This is a genomic window from Litoreibacter ponti (assembly GCF_003054285.1).
Taxonomy (GTDB): domain Bacteria; phylum Pseudomonadota; class Alphaproteobacteria; order Rhodobacterales; family Rhodobacteraceae; genus Litoreibacter; species Litoreibacter ponti.
Genome location: NZ_QBKS01000003.1, coordinates 25,141 through 41,515, shown reverse-complemented (window position 1 = coordinate 41,515; position 16,375 = coordinate 25,141). Strand labels below are relative to the sequence as shown.

The window sequence follows — 16,375 nt, the reverse complement described above, 5'->3', positions numbered from 1 at the left end:
TCATTCCCTCGTTTTCATGACGGACACCAGATCAAGACGGTCGAGCCTGCGGCGCACGATCATCACGGAGACGAAGGCGGCCACCAGCACGACAAGGCTGGCGAGTGCGAATGTTGCGGGGTTCAGGACCAGCGGGATCGCGTATAGATCGCTGGAGAAACTGTTGGTCGTCAGCTGCGCGATCCACGCCCCGATCAGCCACCCAATGGGCTGCGCGAGCAGGGCGATCAGCATCATTTCTCCCATCAGAATATAGGACACCTCGCCCCGCCCGAACCCAAGGATGCGCAGGCTTGCCAGCTCGCGCGCGCGCTCGGACAACTGGATGCGCGCGGCGTTGTAGGTCACGCCGATGGTGATCAGCACGGCGATGCCGATATAGAGGGTGTTCATCACGACGATGTTTCGCTCGATCGTGTCCTGGAACGATTTGCGGTTCTCGTTCATCTCGACGATGCCGGTGATTTGCGGCGTTTGCTTAATCGCCGCGTGCAGCGCCTCGCTTTGCTGAGTATCGAGCGTGACATTGACGGTCGACACGCGCGGAGCCTGCCGAAACATCGCGTTCATCGTTTCAAAATCCATGTAGGCCCCAAGACCCAGATGCAGCTCCACAAGGCCGCTCACGTTCAGCTCGACCGTCTCGCGCCGTCCGCTGAGGAACTCGACCTCGATGCGCTCGCCGGCTTGCACATCAAGATGCCCCGCCAGCCGTTCCGACAGCACGATCCCCCCGGCGGGAACGTCCAGAAGGCGGCTGTCGGCGTCCAGCACGCGGCTGAGATCATTGCCAGGCCTGCGCGACTCGACCGCCACGCGCTTGCTCAGGTGGCCATGGCGCAGGATGGCCACGTGAAATTGCTGACTTTCGGCCTGCAGCACGCCGGGCAGGTGGCGCACGTCTTCGACGGCCGCCTCCGGCACGTCCCGGGCAAAGAGCAGCATCGCGTCCTGCCGGTTGGTCTGGTAGAACGCCAGATCGACGATCTCGTCGAGGGCGTCGTTGATGAAGGTCGCCGCGACGATGGAGGCCACGGCGAATGCCAACCCGAGCGAGGTCAGAAAGCTTCGCACTGGCCAGCGCAACAGCGAGCGCAAGATCATTACCGTGGATTGCGCCAGCCGCGCGCGTGCCATCGCCTCGTCGATGAAAGAGCGCTTGAAGCGGGGCGGGGCAGGGGGCTGCATCGCGATGGCGGGCGCCAGCCGTGCGGCCTTCAGGGCGGTCTGGGTGGCCCCAAGGCTGGTGGTCAAAAGCCCAGCCAACCCGGCGGCGGCATAGACCCAATAGGACACGCGGAAAATCACGTATGGGAAATTGAAGAACCCCGCATATTGCGTCGCAGTATCGCGCGCGAGGATCGTGCCAGCGACCCAGCCGACAGCGACGCCCACCACCGCGATCAGCCCGGCGAGCATCAGGTAGTGCAGGCAGACCTCGATATTTGAATAGCCGATGGCCTTGAGCAGGCCGATCTCGCTGCGCTCCAACGCGATGATCCGGCCCATCACCATGCTGACCAGAAAGGCGGAAATCCCGAAGAAGATCGGCGGCAGGATCGCAGCCATGCCCCTCAGCTGACTGATCTCGGCGTCCAGGAAAGCGTCCGACTGGTGTGTAGTGCGATCGTAGGCCCCAAGCCCGCCGAACGGCTCGAGGAGCGTGTCGAGCGCGTCGATCACGGGTGCGGTCTGCAATCCCGCCGTCAGGGAAAGCGACAGATCGTTGAACGCCCCGGTCATGTCATAGGCGGCCGCGGCGGCGCGTTCCGGCATCCAGATGATCCCGAAGGCGGCATTGTCGGGCATCATGGCGCCGGGCCCGATGGTGTAGATGAATTCCGGCGATAGAACGGTGCCGACAATCGTCAGCTCGCGCTTGTGGCCGCGCAGATTGGCGCTGAACCGGTCCCCCTCGACGAAGCCATGGGCCTCGGCGAACGGCGCATTCACCACGACCTCGCTGGTGCTGCGCGGATCGGGGAAGCGGCCAGAGACCAGCAGCGGCACATTCAGCACCGGATCGGAGTTTTCGGGATAGGACAGGATGTGACCCACCGACGTCCGGGTCCGCCCCGGGATATCAAGGATCGCATCGCCTGAGATCCGCGCCTCGACGCTCAGCACGCCTTCGATGTCAGCGATCTCGGACAGCAGCGACAGCGGCGCACGCGTCGCGGTGGCAAAGACATCGGCAAAACGGTTGCGTTCATAGTAGGCCGCGCGGGTTTCTGACAGCGCGTTATACATGCCCACGGAGGTCAAAAGGATCGCCACACCACAGGCCAGCACCAGCGCAATCGCCACCGCCTGTATCCAGAGCCGCTTGAAGTCGCGTAGAAGTTTGCGGTCGATTGCCTGCATCCCGCTCACCAAACGATCTCGGACGGGGCGAGGCGCGTTTCGTTGACGCGGGTCTCACTGATTTTGCCGTCCTGAAAGAAGATCACCCGATGCGCCATGCGCTGAATTTCAGCGTTATGGGTGATCACTACGGTCGTTGTGCCGAATCGCTCATTGATATCGCGCAGCACTTCGAGCACCTGCACCCCGGTGGTGCTGTCGAGCGCGCCGGTGGGCTCGTCACACAGCAAAATCTCCGGACGTTTGGCGATGGCGCGCGCGATGGCTACGCGCTGCTGCTCGCCGCCCGACAGCTCTGACGGGAAGTGGTCCATCCGCTTGCCCAGACCCACCAGTTCAAGCGCCTCTTCCGCGGGCATAGGGTCGGGCGCCACGTCGGTGACCAGCTGCACGTTCTCGCGCGCGGTCAGGCTGGGCACAAGATTGTAGAACTGGAACACGAAGCCCACGTGATCGCGGCGATAGGCCGTAAGGCTCCTGTCGGACATATCTGTCAGCTCGATCCCGTCGAACCAGACCCGCCCGTCCGTGCAGTGATCCAGACCGCCCAGGATGTTCAAAAGTGTCGACTTCCCGCTACCGGACGGGCCCAGCAGCACGGTCAACTCGCCTTTGAAAAGCTCCAGGTCGACGCCTGCGAGGGCAAAGACCTTGACCTCGCCGGTGTCGTAGACCTTGGTGATGCCTTGGGTTTTGAAGATGATTTCGGCCACGGCGTTCTCCTGCTGACACCTCCTTAACGGCGGGCGAGGGTGCGGGAATTGATCCTCCTCAAATCCGCGCGACGATTGCATGCCGTCTCTTTGACAAAGATCAAGGAACGCCCGTGGCCCGCGCGCTAAGACATGCTCGACAAGGAAGACAACATGCTCAAAGACCTCACATGGCGGCAGACATTCCCCGGGCTTGCGGGCCTGTCCGCGGCCGTCACCGACCTGCTTGATCGCAGCGCGGTGTCTGCGACCGTGAAGAAGGGGACGGTGATCTTCGGCCCCGGAAATCCGGCGGAAAACCTGTTGCTGCTCGTTTCCGGAACGGTGCGGGTGCAGCAGCTGTCCGAAGCAGGGCGCGAGATCGTGCTTTACCGCGTGCATGCGGGCGAAAGCTGTGTGCTGACGACGGCCTGCCTGTTGGCGTTCGAGGACTATTCCGCCGAAGGCATCGCGGAAACGGATGTCGAAGCGATCCTGATCCCGCGCGACGCGTTCGACGAATTGATGTCTGTCTCCAAGGAGTTCCGCGCTTTCGTGTTCGAGGCGTATTCGAAACGGATCACCGACCTGTTCATGGTCATCGAGGAGATCGCGTTCAAACGGATGGACATCCGCGTGGCGCAAAAGCTTCTCGAGTTGAAGGACGCGCAAGGCACGCTGCACCTGACGCATCAGCAACTGGCGGTGGAACTTGGCACCGCGCGCGAAGTGATCTCGCGCCAGTTGAAGGAATTTGAACGCCGCGGATGGGTGACCCTCAGCCGTGGCAATATCGAGCTGCGCGATGCCTCCGCCATCGGACGTTTGGCGGACGCCCCCTGACGACGATCTCTGAACCATCGCGCCAAAACCGAAGAAAGGATCTGGACATGACTGCAAATCTCGGAAATCCCGACCGCCTGATCAGAGCCATCCTTGGCATCGCGCTGATCTTCCTGCCCCTGCTCAACATCCCGCCGATCTGGTCCAGCGCCGCGCTGGCCTACGGCAGCATGGCAATCGGCCTGATCCTGGCTCTAACGGCGGTTCTGGGGTTCTGTCCCCTCTACCGCGTCGTCGGCTTGTCAACCTGCAAGCTCTAGGCCATGGAGACCTCTTTCACACCGCTTTCGTCCCTTGCGGGGGGCGTTCTGATCGGCCTCGCTGCGGTCTGCCTGATGTTGTTGCGCGGGCGGATACTGGGGGCGACGGGCATCCTTGCTGGCGCGATCTGGCCTGCCAGCCGCTACGACTGGACATGGCGCATCGCGATGCTGGCGGGCATGTTCACCGGGCCTTGGGTCTATCTGATGCTGACCGGCACGCTCCCCGCGATCGAGGTCCCGTCTTCTATGCCGCTTCTCGTGGTCGGCGGGGTCCTCGTAGGCATCGGCGTCACACTGGGCAGCGGCTGCACCTCGGGCCACGGGGTCTGCGGGATGGCGCGCCTCTCGCCCCGCTCTTTCGCGGCGACCGCGACCTTCATGCTGACAACCGGGCTGACGGTCTACCTCGTCCGCCATATATTGGGAGGCTAGGCCATGCGCACCCTTGTAACCTTCCTGATCGGCGCGCTGTTTGGCACCGGCATCGCGATGTCGGGCATGGCGAACCCCGCCAAGGTGATCAACTTCTTCGACATCGCGGGCAGCTGGGATCCCAGCCTTGCCTTCGTGATGGGCGGTGCCGTCATCGTCACGTATGTTGGGTACCGCTTGGTGCTGCGCAGGCCCAATCCGGTTTACGAGCCGGTCTTCGACATCCCCACGAACCGCCAGCTGGACGCGAAACTGTTCACGGGGGCCGGTATTTTCGGCGTGGGCTGGGGCATCGCGGGCTTCTGTCCCGGTGGCGCGCTGCCCGCCTTGGGCACGCTGGACAGCCGGGTGAGTATATTCTGTGCGGCCCTGATCGCGGGCATGGTTCTGACGCGGTTCGTGACGAACCGGGCACGGCTCCGCGCGCAACCGGCCGGGTAGAGCCCGCGCATGTTTTTCGCTCTGTTTGTGGGGTCGGCCATGATGATCGGCTCGCTGGGCATCTCGATCGCGCTGTTCAGCGTTGCCTCGCGCATGTTGCGCTGGCTCGATCATACCAAGGCGTTCGGCTATGCGCGGCTGCCGCTCTTCTTCGATCTGACGATCGCGGCGCTGTGGATCTTGCTGGTGCTGACCTCGTCGGTTTGGGGATGGGCGGCGCTCTATCTCTCGCTTGACCTTTTCGACGGTCTCGAGCCCGCGCTTTATTTCGCCATCGCGTCCTTCACGACGGTTGGCTACGGCGACGTGGTGCTGGAGCCCGGTTGGCGATTGCTGGCGGGCATGACAGCCACCCATGGCTTGCTGACATTCGGCCTGTTCACCGCATTTCTGGTGGAGGCGTTTAATTTCCCCACGCGCACGCGCCGGTCTTGACCGGGATCAATTCGTCCGACCGCGTGGACCGCTATCCTATCCAACAGCAACCGATTGAGGACCCAGATGACAGATCTTCCCCGTTTCAAAAAGCTGATCACGGATCGCCTTCAAGAGCTCGATGCGCGTGTGCACGAGGTCGATCACGAACTGGCCGAGCCGAAATCGGCGGATCTGAACGAGCAGGCCATCGACCTTGAAGATGACGAGGTTCTGGAAAGCCTTGGCGCTGCGGCGCAAAAGGAAATCGGGCTGCTCAGGTTGGCTTTGAAGCGCATTGCCGACGGCTCTTACGGGATATGCGCAAGCTGCGAAGAGCCCATCTCGGACGCGCGCCTCGAGGCCGTCCCCTACGCGCCGCTCTGCAAACGATGTGCGAAAGCCGGGTAAAGCCTGCGGGTGTGGCAAACACAAATCCCGACTACTCCTGAACAGTCTCGAGGTAATCGAGCAGAGCTTCGAGATCGGCCTCCACTCCTTTGCCTTCGAACCCGCCATCGGGATAGACATGGCGAAAGCCGGTCGTGCCGAATTCGGGCATCGCGGCCATCGGATCGTCGGTTTCCAGCAGTCCGAGAACGAAGCGCCGCACAAACTCGCGCGGGAAATACCCATCATTACGAGCGCGCAATCCGACTAGGTCAGGCGGCGGGAGCCCTAGGCCCAGTGATGCGGGCCCGCCGCCTTCGCCCCGCGCGCCATGGCACTGCGCGCATTCCTTGGCATAGACGGTTTTCCCGCGCGAGATCGAAACATCACGCCTCGTCGACGCCTGCGTGCAAGAGGTGAGAACCGCCGCGCCAATGCCTGCGATAACGAGATTTCTGAACTGCATGGGACTCTGTGCCTCGCGAGATTTCCAATACCATCTCTAAACACGGATCTGCCTATCCCAACTGACCTGTATCAAAGCTGCGGGCTAGCCCTTATAAGCTTTACATAATGTTGATTATGACGCGTTTTTTTCTGGGCAGAGGGCGCATCCCATTCATCGCGTAAACTGTCGATAAAACAGTGTTTTGCACTGCGCCGAAGCAGATGCCGAGCATTGAACGAGAAATCTCGTGGCTCTGCCCCCGACACCTTCAAAGTTGCGTTTAATCGACCCTACAGATGGCGATCCACGTCCATGCTTTGGTGAAGAATCCGAACTATGACGAGGCCGGTGGATCGGCGTTGGGCATAGATCATGTGCCGACCGACAGGAGCTCTGAGATAGCCCTTTCGGACCGCGACCGGGAATCCCGACTTGGCGTCGCTTGCCAGGGTTTCGAAAGCATTGATGATATCGTCGGTGTACTTTTCGGCTTGCGCCAGCGACCACTCTTTCGCCGTGTACAACCAGATCTCTTCGAGATCGTTTTCCGCCCGCGGCGAGAGCAGATAAGGCGATGTCATCAGGATTGATGCGTCTGACGCATCCTTGCCTGAAACGCATCGCGGTCAAATGCGCGCGGTTCGCCCGATTTTTCTCCCTCAATAAGCGCCGCTTTCAGCGCCTCGATCCTCGCTTCCTTTTCTTCAAGAAGGCGCAGGCCGGCCCTTACGACTTCGCTTGCGGAGCCATAACGCCCGTTGTCCACCTGACCTTCAATGAAACCTGCGAAGTGTTCACCAAGGGATATTGACGTATTCTTAGCCATCTCGCGCCTCCTGTTACCCATCTATACCAGATTTTGGTATTCTTCAAGATTACCGAACGGTCTGGCACGCGCCCCTGCCCTGACAGTTTCGGTCTGATCCCACAGGACGAATTGATTTTCGCGGCGTCGGTGCAAATCACCTCAAGGTATGCCTGGAAAAACGAGTTTTATCCTGGTATTTGCTGAATACGACCGCCTGGGGTCTGGGTTTCAGATCGAATTGCTCAGTCCAGTCAAGGGCAGTTACTTTTCCCTATTCGAGATCGACGAAAAACCCGAGCTGTATCCTCACCTAACCAATAATCCAGATGTCAGCAGGCTGACGTGGCCGTCGACGAAACGTGGCATGTCCAACGTCTCGATATCTTCGAAGGTGAGCCGCCAGATGGCGGCCATGATGACCGGCGCCATGAGAATTTTGACGTCGTAGTCCAACGCATCAGAGCGGACCTCGCCCTGAGCGATGCCGCGCGCTATCAGCTGGGACAGCATCGTCTGTGCGGCGCTCAAGATCGTGTCATGGTAAAACCGGGTCAGCTCTGGAAACTGACGACCTTCAGCGATCAGAACACGCAGCAGCACGACGGTGTCCTGGCCGACCAACCGGGCGTAAACCGAGGTCAAGACTTGCGAAAAGAGCTCCGCGAAGGGCAAATCTTCCGCTTGGGTCGAGGAATGCGCTTCTGCCACGACCGCCCCCACGCGAACGCGAAACGCCTCTTGGATCAACGCCTCTTTATCGTCGAAATACAAATAGAACGTTGAACGCGCGATCTGAGCGCGGGCCGCGATCGATCCAACGGACGTCGCCGAATAGCCTTTTTCGCCGAACTCCTGAACTGCAGCATTTATGATATCGCTGGGACGCGCGTCCTTGCGACGGCGTCGCTTGGTTTGTGTCATTTTGTGTCTCTCATTGAAACCTACCCACGTTAGTGACATATGTGTCATTAACTAGTCTCACAGGTTGATACTATGGCTATTGTCGAACAAGCCCAATCCCCCGACCTTCCACTCGCTGACAATGGGCTCGAGGCATCGTCACCAGCGGCATCCCCGAAACCAACGCTGCGCAAACTGGGCTTTCGCATCGTGCCATTGGTGATTTTCTCGATGTTTGTCGGGGGGATTTTGGGGATGTATTTTCAGCCCCCTGCCCTGCGGGCATTTTTCGCGACAACTGGGCTCGAGCCCGGCGCAGGCACCGAGACCCCTATCGCCGTCGCGCTGGAGCAGGTCCGCACCCAAGAAGAAGTCGCCGTTGTCAGCGAGGGCGACATCGTTGCATTGGGGCGCATCATTCCAGCGGGCGACGTGATCAACATAGCGACGCCATACGGCGCGGGCGACGCAAGGATCTACGCGCTTGAGGTCGGTGTCGGAGACATGGTCGAACGGGGCGATACACTTGCCATTCTCGACAATCGCATTGAACTTGAAAGTGCCATCGAGGTGGCAGAGGCCACCATCAAGGTGCGGGAGGCCACCTTGATGCAATCTCGTGAAACCGTGCGGGCAAGCCGGGCCGAGGCCGCGGCCAATCTGGAGCGGGCCGAAGCAACCGCCAATCAAACCGAGATTGAGCTGGCCCGCGCAACATCCCTGCTTGATCGCGGCGTAACGACCCGCGCCGACTTCGACGAGGTTGTCGCCCGCGCCACCGAGGCCGCCCGCGACGTCGAGCGCTACCGAGCCACACTATCGCGCTACAATGCGCTGTCGGGCACAGTCCAGGCAGACATTGCCGTGGCAGAAGCCAATCTTGAGGCTGCGCGCGTGGATCTGGCCCGGGCAGAGCGGGATCTCGAACGCAGCATAGTCCGCGCGCCGCAAGACGGCACCGTGCTGGACATCAACGCGCAGGTGGGCGAGCGGCCCGGCAATGACGGCATCCTCGATCTTGGCGACATCCGGCAAATGACCGTTGAGGCCGAAGTCTATCAGACCCTGATCGGCCGCGTCTCCATTGGCGATCCTGTAACCGTGACCGCCGCGGCTCTCGGCGACGCACTGACGGGCTCCGTGCAAGCCATAGGGCTGGAGATTGGCCGGCAATCAATCACCTCCGACGACCCGGCCGCCAATACCGACGCACGGGTCGTCGATGTGATCGTTAGGCTCGACGCGCCCTCGTCGGAAAAGGCGCGGCGCTACACCAACCTCGAGACCATCGTGCGGATCGATACGACCAGGTCCCAATGAGCCGCCTGCTGCAAAGTCTATTTGGGCGATTGCCCATCGGGTGGCTGCAGTTGTCGCATAGCAAAACCCGCTTTGCAGCCGCCATTGCCGGGGTCGCTTTTGCCACGCTGCTTGTGTTCATGCAGCTGGGCATCCTTGGCGCGTTGAACAGCTCGACCATTGCACCCTACGGGTTTTTCGAGGCGGACATCATGGTGTCCTCCGAGGATGCAAATACGTTGACTGATGGCAGCAACGTCGCCCGCAGCCGCCTGTTCCAGTCGCTTGGTGTGGCAGGTGTCGCCTCCGGTACCGAACTCTACATCGGAAATCTCGAGTTCCAACTCGCGGGCGGCAGCACCGCGACGCTGCAGACGTTCGGCCTGACCAACCAGGGCGCGGCCTTCGTGACACCGGACATCGCGGCACAGTTCGACCTGCTGATCCCCGAAAACACCGCTCTGATCGACACCGCCACGCGCGGGGTGTCGAAGGGGGCGTTCGACAGCTTGCGCGCAGGCAACCCGTTTCCGTTCGAAATCAAAGGCCAGACACTGACCGCCGTCGGCACGCTTGAGATGGGCGGCGGCTTTTCGGCGGACGGGACGCTTTTTGTGTCGGACCAAACCTTCCTGCGCTTCTTTCCAAACCGCAGCAGTGGCGCGCCCAACCACATATTGCTGAACGTCAGCGAGGGCGCGGCGGTCGAAGACGTGGTCGCATCCCTGCGCAAGGTCCTGCCAGCAGATGCGGTCAAGGTCCAATCGCTGGAGGCCGCCGCAAGCGCCGACCTCGCCTATCAGACCACAGAGCGGCCCACAGGTATCATCTTTGGCTTCGGGGTGCTGATCGGCATCATCGTGGGCATCGTGATCGTCTATCAGGTGCTGTCCACCGATGTCGCCGATCATCTCAGCGAATACGCGACATTCAAGGCGATGGGGTACGGTCAGCCCTTCTTTCTGGGCATCGTCTTCGAGGAGGCGCTGGTGCTCGCGATCTTCGGCTTCGTACCCGGGCTGGCGGTCTCGGTCCTGTTGTATATGGGGATGAGCGCCGCCACCGGCTTGCCGGTGGAGATGGACGGCGCGCGCATCATAAGCGTGTTCGTGGGAACCGTCGTGGCCTGTTCCCTATCTGGCGCCATTGCGACCCGTCGTCTGGCGGGCGCGGATCCAGCGGACCTGTTTTGATGGCCGAGACATCACCCATCATCGCATCCGGCCTCAACCACTTCTTTGGCACAGGAGAAGCGCGCAAACAGGCCATCTGGGACGTAAACCTCGAAATCGCGCCGGGAAAGCTGACCGTGTTGATGGGCCCGTCCGGGTCCGGCAAGACCACGGTACTGACGCTTATGGGCTGCCTGCGAGAGGTTCACGATGGCAGCGTCAGGCTGCTCGGAACGGAGCTGAACGGCGCGACGGAGGCGCAGTTCGTGGCGTTGCGTCGCCAGCTGGGGTTCATCTTTCAGGCCCATAATCTGCATGAAAGCCTGACCGCCACGCAAAATGTCTTGATGGGCCTGCAGGTGCACGGCCGCGGTGACCCCGGCAAGCAACTGGCCGCGGCGCATCACATGCTGTCGCTGCTTGGGCTGGCGGACCGGCTCGACTATTTGCCCGGCAATCTGTCTGGTGGGCAAAAGCAGCGGGTTGCGGTGGCGCGGGCTTTGGTCTCGAACCCCAAGGTGATCTTTGCCGACGAGCCGACGGCGGCGCTCGACAAGGAGTCCGGGCGAACCGTGGTCGAAATGCTCAAGGCGCTCGGCATTCAACGCAACACGACAACTGTCATGGTGACCCATGACAACCGCATCCTTGAACTGGCAGACCGGATCATCACGCTGGAGGAAGGCCGTGTGGTCAAGGACGTCATGCAGTCGTCGTCGCCCCTGCAACTTGTCGAGCCGTAAGAGCGATGGCCGCGGGGGCGCAGACGTTGTGGTGCAGCCGCATGCGCGCCGCAACGAGAGCCACAATTCGTCACAGAACCCTTCGTGATTGAACGCAGTGAGTGTGGTCCAATGAACAAAGCCACACGAGCTCCCGGACCAGGACATCAACCGGTTATGACTTCTGAGCGAAAGCAGATCCTGCTCGTCGAGGATGACGAGGATATCGCCGAAATGGTCACCAACGCCCTTGGGGCCGCGGGCTATTGTGCCTCTGCCGTGATGACCTCCGATGCGGTTCGCGCGCAACTTGCCGCAGCGCCGCCCGACCTTATCGTGCTTGATGTCATGCTGCCGGGCGACAACGGCTTTGATATCATCGATCAGGTCCGCACCACGCATAGCATGCCAATCATCATGCTCACCGCCCTGGCAGAGGTCGGCGACAAGGTAAACGCCTTGAAACTGGGCGCTGACGACTATCTGGCCAAACCCTTTAACACCCAGGAATTGCTGGCCCGGATCGAAGCGGTGCTGCGCCGGGCCCAACAGTTCCCGACGCACAACCGCGACGTCCTTTTGGAGTTTGACGGCTGGCAGCTTGATACTTTGTCGCGCCGGCTTGTGGACCCGAACGGCTCCCTCGTCTTGCTGACCAGCGCCGAGTTCGATCTGGTGCGCGTGTTGTGCGAACAGGCGGGTCAGGTGCTAAGCCGCGACAAACTGGTCTTGATCACCCAGCAGCGTCAGGTCGAGCCCTACGATCGCAGCATCGACACGCTGATCAGCCGCATCCGGCAAAAGATCGAACATGATCCAGCGCGCCCCGAGATCATCAAGACCGTGCGCAACGGTGGCTATGTCTTCGCGCTCAAGGTGCAGGAGGTCATACGATGATCGGCCGACTGCACAGCTTCAGGGCGTCCCTGGGGATCAGGACGCAAATCATCGTGCTTCTGGTGGGCACTCAGGTGCTCGCTCATGCCGTGACGCTGGGCTTTATGCTCCATCTGTCCAGCGAGCCGGATCGCCGGTCAGAGGTCATCCGCGACTTGTCGGACCCGATGCTCGTGGCCCTGCAATTGGTGGATGACGGTGCGCCCGGTTTTGAAAGGCTCGTTCAGATCGACCCCCGGTTCTCCCTCGCCGCCAGTGCCCCTGACGGAGCCCCCCTGCCCGAGGTCGACCGCCTGATTGCGCAGACAATTCCGACCGGCATCGCGGACACAGTGATCCCCTTCACGCTGGCCGAAGATGCAGGTTGGCCACCCGCGCCGCGCGTACAGCCCTTTGGTCTTGCCAGCCCGCTCGCGGATGGTCGCTGGCTGGTCTTCACCCCGCAGCCCGACCTGATCGCGCGCACGATGCCCAGGGTGGCCAGCCTGCTGGCTCTGAGCCTGCTGGCGTTGCCCCTGATGCTTCTGTCGATCTGGGCAGGCGGGTGGCTGGTCGCGCCCATTGTGCGGCTGTCGGCCGCGACAAACACCTTCGCGCGCGACATCTCCGCGCCAAGCATCCCGGAGGAAGGCGCGCTGGAGGTGCGGCAGGCGATCATCGCCTTCAACAAGATGCAGCAGGAATTGCGTCAGCTCATCGACGACCGGTCGCGAACACTTGCTTCCATCAGCCACGATATGCGCACGCCGCTGACCCGGTTGCGGTTGCGCCTTGAAACCATCGATCTCGCCGGTGAGGGCCATGCGTTCGAGCGGGACCTTTCAACGCTAGAGAAGATGATCGACGATGCGCTGAGCTTCATGCGCAGCGCTCACCACACGGTGTCGCTCGAAAGGACCGACCTGACCGCTCTGTGTCAAACCGTGGTGGACGGGTTCCTTGATCAGGGCCATCGCGTCTCGCTGCTCCGCTCGGACAGGGTTGTGGTCTGCTGCGACATCACGTTGACCATGCGCGTCCTCGACAACCTGCTCAGCAACGCCGCCAAGCATGCGGGCGAAGCCACGGTAATTGTCGGGACCGACGTGGCATCTGGCCGGGCAAAAGTAGTCATCGCCGACAAAGGCCCCGGTATTCCGCAAGATCTCATGGCGTTCGTGCAGCAGCCGTTCAATCGGCTTCCGGCGGTCGCGTCAGGGGACAACGCCGACAAGGGCGGTTTCGGGCTTGGCCTTGCGATCGCAGGCGAGTTGATGACCCGTCAATCGGGCTCCCTTGAGTTGTCCGCGAACGCTCCAAACGGTCTGAAAGCCACGTTGACCTTCGCACCCGAAGGCGCGCCGGCTTGAGCGACGAGCGCCCTCCATCTCCGCGCCTGAGCAAGCCTGAGCGATGGGTCATCGCTGCGCTTTTGATCATCGCCTTCCTGTCCGGCGTCTACGCGACGCGCGCTTTGATGTTTTGACGAGTGAGTGTGTCTCCCTGAAACCACCAGAAAGGACCACGACATGAAAGCTTCCCTCACAGTACAGTTGGCCGTTGCCTTCATTTGCATATCGCTCGCGGCACCTGCCTATGCCGATGTCGCGCGCATTGCGGACGGCAAACCCTGGAACGCCAATAACGGACAGGGCCGGTCCATGCAGATGACACTTGCCCCCGACGGGACCGGGCAGATGAAAATGGGAATGAGATCGCGCAAGGTCTCCTGGCGCGACGTTGACGGTGCACTGTGTCTCAACGGGCTTCGCGGGAGCGGCGAGCGATGCATGGCGATCCAGCCCATCGAAGGTGGCTACCGCGCACAGGCTGCTGACGGCGCCGTGCTGATCCTGACCCGTTGATCTGCCTCGAGGTCCAAGCTCATGCACCCGATAATTGAAACGCTCTCCCAAATCGCTGCCCGCGTGCCCGAAAGCTTTCTGGCGGCGGTTGCCATCAATGTGCCGCTGATCGCATTGGCATATTACGTCTTCTGGTATCTGCTCGCCGATCGCCTGAAGGCCTGGCGCATCCAACTGGTTCGCCGCGCAAACGCGGCCCAGTTCCGCCGTGAGTTGAAAAACAGCCTCTATGTGCTCTTCGTCAACGCGGTATTCGCGGCGGTCCTGACCTATTACGGAACGCAGGGGCTCACCGGCATCTATCTTGATGTTTCCGATCACCATTGGAGTGTCGCGGTTTTGACCTTCCCCGTCTTGCTGCTGTTTGACGACGCCTGGTTCTACTGGGTGCACCGCGCCCTGCATCACCCGGCCCTCTATCATCGCATTCACCATGAGCACCACAAAAGCCTCGATGTGAACCCGCTGACATCCCTGTCGTTTCACTGGGCGGAGCCGGTGCTGCTGACGCTCTGGATTGTGCCGGTTTCGCTGGTGTTTCCACTCTATGCGCCCGCGCTGGCAGTGCTGCAGATCTACGGATTTCTGGACAACCTCAAGTCGCATCTGGGCTACGAGGTTTACCCGCGCGGGCTGAACAAAAGCCTTCTGCGCTTTCTGACGTCCAGCACTTATCACAACCTGCACCACACCAAGTTCCGGGGGAACTACGGGGTCCATTTCCGGTTCTGGGACAGGTTCATGGGCACCGAGCTTGAGCAATACGAGACGCGGTACGATGAAATCCAAAAGGCCAAGCGCGATGGAAGGCCACTCCCGGCAGAATAAGCCTACCCTCTCATCATCTTGAACACATTGGGGTCGACGCTGGCCGCACAAAGGATGCCGCCCCAGAGCGCGCCCTGAATGCCCTGGCTGACCACATCCTGCCCGGACAGAAAGAGCCCATCGATCGGGGTCTTCGCCCGCAGCGCATCGCTCAACACCCGCTCCGGCGTTCCGTCCAGCCCATAAAAGCGGCCCTCGTGATGACCGGTGATCGCTTCGGTGGCCAACGGCGTCGAAAGCTCCTTCAGGACGACAAGTTCGGCCAGATCGGGAAATTTCGCGGCAAATAGCGCGAACATCTTGTCTTCCACCTTTTGTTTGAAGGCTTGGTAGTCCGCACCCCGCTCGCCTGAAGGCAAGCCGGCCCATTTCGCAACGGCACTCCAATCGGTCCAGGCAATGACTTCGCCCGCATGTTTTTGGTCTGGCCCCGGGTCATGCATCGGGTCCTTCAGGGAAGCGAATGAGACAAAGAACCCGGGCGGATCGCCGTCTGGCGCGTCGTCCCAAATGGCGTCTACCTCACGGCCCGGGTAGACCCAATGGTTGGACCGTGTGGCGCCCGCCCCCGTGATGTCGCCTTCAAATCCCAAGAACAGGCTGAAATGGGCGATGGAGGGAGGCAGCTCCAGAATTTCTTCGATCCAGTCCATGTCGCCAAATCCTATCGGCAGCAATGTGTTGACCGTCTCGCGCGCGCCGATGTTGGAGATAACCACGTCGGATTGAATGTCGTCCCCCTCGGATGTGCGCACTCCGATAACCTTGTCGCCTTCGGTCAGAAGTGTTTCGACCCTCACGCCGGTACGCGCCTCCCCACCCGCATCGGTGATTGTCGGGATCAGGTGGTCGGCAAACGCCTTGCCGCCGCCCTCCGGATACCACGCGCCGCTTTGCAAGTAGCATCCAAGGATCAGGGCATGCATGGCAAAGCTTGCCTTGTGGGGGCGCCCGCCGAAATCTCCCCATTGTGCGGTAAAGGCCGCGATGAGGTCCGGGTTTTGTGTGAGGCTTTCGGCGACCTCCTTGGTCGTGCGTTTGCACCATGTGTCGATCGCCCGGTGGTTCCACCAGTCGATCATATCGCCGACGAACTCTGGCATGGCGCGCGTGGACGCCAGTGTGTACATCGTTTCCCGTCCTTCCCGAAGTGCTTCGATCCACGCCTCGATGGCTTCCGCCTCCTCGGGAAAACGATCCTTCAGGTCGCGTTCCTGTGCCTCGAAGGGGCGCGACAGGGCAAGCGGTGGGGCATCGCCAAGATGCAGGTTGTCATAGACCGTCCCCATCGGTTCGAAGGCCATTGGCTCGTCCGTCAGCCAATCGAGCATCGCGCGCTCCCGGTCGTCCGGCGCAAGGCAGCCCAGATAGTGGATGCCTGCGTCCCAGGAGAAGCCATCACGCGAGAAGCTGTGCGTGAGACCGCCCAAGGTCTTGTACTGCTCCAGAAGCAGAACCTTGTGCCCCATTTTTGAAAGCGCGGCCGCGGCCGTCATACCGCCCATGCCGGAGCCGACTACGATGGCGTCCCAGTGATTGCGTTTTGGTTCGGTCATTTTGCGATCTCCCTAACGGGTGCTCTCTTTGCGGATGGCTATTGAAAGGCGATCTTTTCTGA

At 61.2% G+C, this 16,375-nt stretch carries 20 protein-coding genes; 13 read left to right on the top strand and 7 right to left on the bottom strand.

Going from position 1 to position 16,375, the window contains the following annotated elements; genetic code table 11:
- Complete coding sequence (locus tag C8N43_RS19080; RefSeq protein WP_107847492.1) at nt 1-2,364, bottom strand: ABC transporter permease; 2,364 nt, start codon at nt 2,362-2,364, stop codon at nt 1-3.
- A gap of 5 nt (nt 2,365-2,369) precedes the next feature.
- Nucleotides 2,370-3,077 (bottom strand): ABC transporter ATP-binding protein, encoded by a 708-nt coding sequence (locus C8N43_RS19075; RefSeq protein WP_107847491.1) that lies wholly within the window; start codon nt 3,075-3,077, stop codon nt 2,370-2,372.
- Between the two features lie 153 nt (nt 3,078-3,230).
- Here C8N43_RS19075 and C8N43_RS19070 point away from each other — a divergent pair, with 153 nt between their 5' ends.
- From C8N43_RS19070 to C8N43_RS19050, 6 genes are all read left to right on the top strand, one after another.
- Entirely contained in the window at nt 3,231-3,899 is a 669-nt protein-coding gene (locus C8N43_RS19070; protein WP_107847615.1) for a Crp/Fnr family transcriptional regulator, read from the top strand.
- A gap of 47 nt (nt 3,900-3,946) precedes the next feature.
- Nucleotides 3,947-4,159: a YgaP family membrane protein gene (locus C8N43_RS19760; RefSeq protein WP_211308634.1), complete on the top strand. Its 213-nt coding sequence runs from the start codon at nt 3,947-3,949 to the stop codon at nt 4,157-4,159.
- A gap of 3 nt (nt 4,160-4,162) precedes the next feature.
- Nucleotides 4,163-4,594 (top strand): YeeE/YedE family protein, encoded by a 432-nt coding sequence (locus C8N43_RS19065; protein ID WP_211308633.1) that lies wholly within the window; start codon nt 4,163-4,165, stop codon nt 4,592-4,594.
- Between the two features lie 3 nt (nt 4,595-4,597).
- Entirely contained in the window at nt 4,598-5,035 is a 438-nt protein-coding gene (locus tag C8N43_RS19060; RefSeq protein ID WP_107847489.1) for a DUF6691 family protein, read from the top strand.
- Between the two features lie 9 nt (nt 5,036-5,044).
- On the top strand, nt 5,045-5,470 hold the full coding sequence (locus C8N43_RS19055; RefSeq protein ID WP_107847487.1) for an ion channel: 426 nt from the start codon (nt 5,045-5,047) through the stop codon (nt 5,468-5,470).
- A gap of 66 nt (nt 5,471-5,536) precedes the next feature.
- Complete coding sequence (locus C8N43_RS19050; RefSeq protein WP_107847485.1) at nt 5,537-5,860, top strand: TraR/DksA family transcriptional regulator; 324 nt, start codon at nt 5,537-5,539, stop codon at nt 5,858-5,860.
- A gap of 31 nt (nt 5,861-5,891) precedes the next feature.
- On the opposite strand, the gene C8N43_RS19045 is transcribed toward C8N43_RS19050, so the two are convergent.
- From C8N43_RS19045 to C8N43_RS19030, 4 genes are all read right to left on the bottom strand, one after another.
- The gene (locus tag C8N43_RS19045) at nt 5,892-6,305 is read right to left on the bottom strand and encodes a c-type cytochrome (protein WP_107847483.1); all 414 of its coding nucleotides are present in this window, start codon (nt 6,303-6,305) and stop codon (nt 5,892-5,894) included.
- Nucleotides 6,306-6,577: 272 nt separating this feature from the next.
- The gene (locus C8N43_RS19040) at nt 6,578-6,868 is read right to left on the bottom strand and encodes a type II toxin-antitoxin system RelE/ParE family toxin (protein ID WP_107847482.1); all 291 of its coding nucleotides are present in this window, start codon (nt 6,866-6,868) and stop codon (nt 6,578-6,580) included.
- On the bottom strand, nt 6,868-7,113 hold the full coding sequence (locus C8N43_RS19035; RefSeq protein ID WP_107847480.1) for a type II toxin-antitoxin system ParD family antitoxin: 246 nt from the start codon (nt 7,111-7,113) through the stop codon (nt 6,868-6,870). The genes C8N43_RS19040 and C8N43_RS19035 overlap by 1 nt, the downstream gene beginning before the upstream one ends.
- A gap of 288 nt (nt 7,114-7,401) precedes the next feature.
- Nucleotides 7,402-8,016 (bottom strand): TetR/AcrR family transcriptional regulator, encoded by a 615-nt coding sequence (locus C8N43_RS19030; RefSeq protein ID WP_158270030.1) that lies wholly within the window; start codon nt 8,014-8,016, stop codon nt 7,402-7,404.
- A gap of 234 nt (nt 8,017-8,250) precedes the next feature.
- On the opposite strand from C8N43_RS19030, the gene C8N43_RS19025 reads away from it, so the two are divergent.
- The 7 genes from C8N43_RS19025 (at nt 8,251) to C8N43_RS18995 (ending at nt 14,757) form a co-directional block, all read left to right on the top strand.
- Complete coding sequence (locus tag C8N43_RS19025; RefSeq protein ID WP_158270029.1) at nt 8,251-9,315, top strand: HlyD family efflux transporter periplasmic adaptor subunit; 1,065 nt, start codon at nt 8,251-8,253, stop codon at nt 9,313-9,315.
- Nucleotides 9,312-10,487, top strand: coding sequence for an ABC transporter permease DevC (devC, locus tag C8N43_RS19020; RefSeq protein WP_107847474.1), 1,176 nt, complete (start codon nt 9,312-9,314; stop codon nt 10,485-10,487). Before C8N43_RS19025 ends, devC begins: the two co-directional genes overlap by 4 nt.
- Nucleotides 10,487-11,209, top strand: a complete 723-nt coding sequence (locus C8N43_RS19015) for an ATP-binding cassette domain-containing protein (protein WP_107847471.1) — start codon at nt 10,487-10,489, stop codon at nt 11,207-11,209. The genes devC and C8N43_RS19015 overlap by 1 nt, the downstream gene beginning before the upstream one ends.
- Nucleotides 11,210-11,365: 156 nt before the next feature.
- The gene (locus tag C8N43_RS19010) at nt 11,366-12,085 is read left to right on the top strand and encodes a response regulator transcription factor (RefSeq protein WP_107847469.1); all 720 of its coding nucleotides are present in this window, start codon (nt 11,366-11,368) and stop codon (nt 12,083-12,085) included.
- Nucleotides 12,082-13,434, top strand: a complete 1,353-nt coding sequence (locus C8N43_RS19005; protein WP_107847467.1) for a HAMP domain-containing sensor histidine kinase — start codon at nt 12,082-12,084, stop codon at nt 13,432-13,434. Before C8N43_RS19010 ends, C8N43_RS19005 begins: the two co-directional genes overlap by 4 nt.
- Before the next feature lie 159 nt (nt 13,435-13,593).
- The gene (locus tag C8N43_RS19000) at nt 13,594-13,929 is read left to right on the top strand and encodes a hypothetical protein (protein WP_107847465.1); all 336 of its coding nucleotides are present in this window, start codon (nt 13,594-13,596) and stop codon (nt 13,927-13,929) included.
- A gap of 21 nt (nt 13,930-13,950) precedes the next feature.
- Entirely contained in the window at nt 13,951-14,757 is an 807-nt protein-coding gene (locus tag C8N43_RS18995) for a sterol desaturase family protein (RefSeq protein WP_107847463.1), read from the top strand.
- Between the two features lie 2 nt (nt 14,758-14,759).
- Here the strand turns inward: C8N43_RS18995 and C8N43_RS18990 are convergent, their stop codons facing one another.
- Nucleotides 14,760-16,313, bottom strand: a complete 1,554-nt coding sequence (locus tag C8N43_RS18990; protein ID WP_107847461.1) for a phytoene desaturase family protein — start codon at nt 16,311-16,313, stop codon at nt 14,760-14,762.
- Nucleotides 16,314-16,375 lie beyond the last annotated feature (62 nt).

Coding starts and splice junctions, on each gene's coding strand:
- C8N43_RS19080 (WP_107847492.1), bottom strand. CDS start 2,364: ATGCAGGCAATCGACCGCAAACTTCTACGCGACTTCAAGCGGCTCTGG.
- C8N43_RS19070 (WP_107847615.1), top strand. CDS start 3,231: ATGCTCAAAGACCTCACATGGCGGCAGACATTCCCCGGGCTTGCGGGC.
- C8N43_RS19760 (WP_211308634.1), top strand. CDS start 3,947: ATGACTGCAAATCTCGGAAATCCCGACCGCCTGATCAGAGCCATCCTT.
- C8N43_RS19065 (WP_211308633.1), top strand. CDS start 4,163: ATGGAGACCTCTTTCACACCGCTTTCGTCCCTTGCGGGGGGCGTTCTG.
- C8N43_RS19060 (WP_107847489.1), top strand. CDS start 4,598: ATGCGCACCCTTGTAACCTTCCTGATCGGCGCGCTGTTTGGCACCGGC.
- C8N43_RS19055 (WP_107847487.1), top strand. CDS start 5,045: ATGTTTTTCGCTCTGTTTGTGGGGTCGGCCATGATGATCGGCTCGCTG.
- C8N43_RS19050 (WP_107847485.1), top strand. CDS start 5,537: ATGACAGATCTTCCCCGTTTCAAAAAGCTGATCACGGATCGCCTTCAA.
- C8N43_RS19045 (WP_107847483.1), bottom strand. CDS start 6,305: ATGCAGTTCAGAAATCTCGTTATCGCAGGCATTGGCGCGGCGGTTCTC.
- C8N43_RS19040 (WP_107847482.1), bottom strand. CDS start 6,868: ATGACATCGCCTTATCTGCTCTCGCCGCGGGCGGAAAACGATCTCGAA.
- C8N43_RS19035 (WP_107847480.1), bottom strand. CDS start 7,113: ATGGCTAAGAATACGTCAATATCCCTTGGTGAACACTTCGCAGGTTTC.
- C8N43_RS19030 (WP_158270030.1), bottom strand. CDS start 8,016: ATGACACAAACCAAGCGACGCCGTCGCAAGGACGCGCGTCCCAGCGAT.
- C8N43_RS19025 (WP_158270029.1), top strand. CDS start 8,251: ATGTATTTTCAGCCCCCTGCCCTGCGGGCATTTTTCGCGACAACTGGG.
- devC (WP_107847474.1), top strand. CDS start 9,312: ATGAGCCGCCTGCTGCAAAGTCTATTTGGGCGATTGCCCATCGGGTGG.
- C8N43_RS19015 (WP_107847471.1), top strand. CDS start 10,487: ATGGCCGAGACATCACCCATCATCGCATCCGGCCTCAACCACTTCTTT.
- C8N43_RS19010 (WP_107847469.1), top strand. CDS start 11,366: ATGACTTCTGAGCGAAAGCAGATCCTGCTCGTCGAGGATGACGAGGAT.
- C8N43_RS19005 (WP_107847467.1), top strand. CDS start 12,082: ATGATCGGCCGACTGCACAGCTTCAGGGCGTCCCTGGGGATCAGGACG.
- C8N43_RS19000 (WP_107847465.1), top strand. CDS start 13,594: ATGAAAGCTTCCCTCACAGTACAGTTGGCCGTTGCCTTCATTTGCATA.
- C8N43_RS18995 (WP_107847463.1), top strand. CDS start 13,951: ATGCACCCGATAATTGAAACGCTCTCCCAAATCGCTGCCCGCGTGCCC.
- C8N43_RS18990 (WP_107847461.1), bottom strand. CDS start 16,313: ATGACCGAACCAAAACGCAATCACTGGGACGCCATCGTAGTCGGCTCC.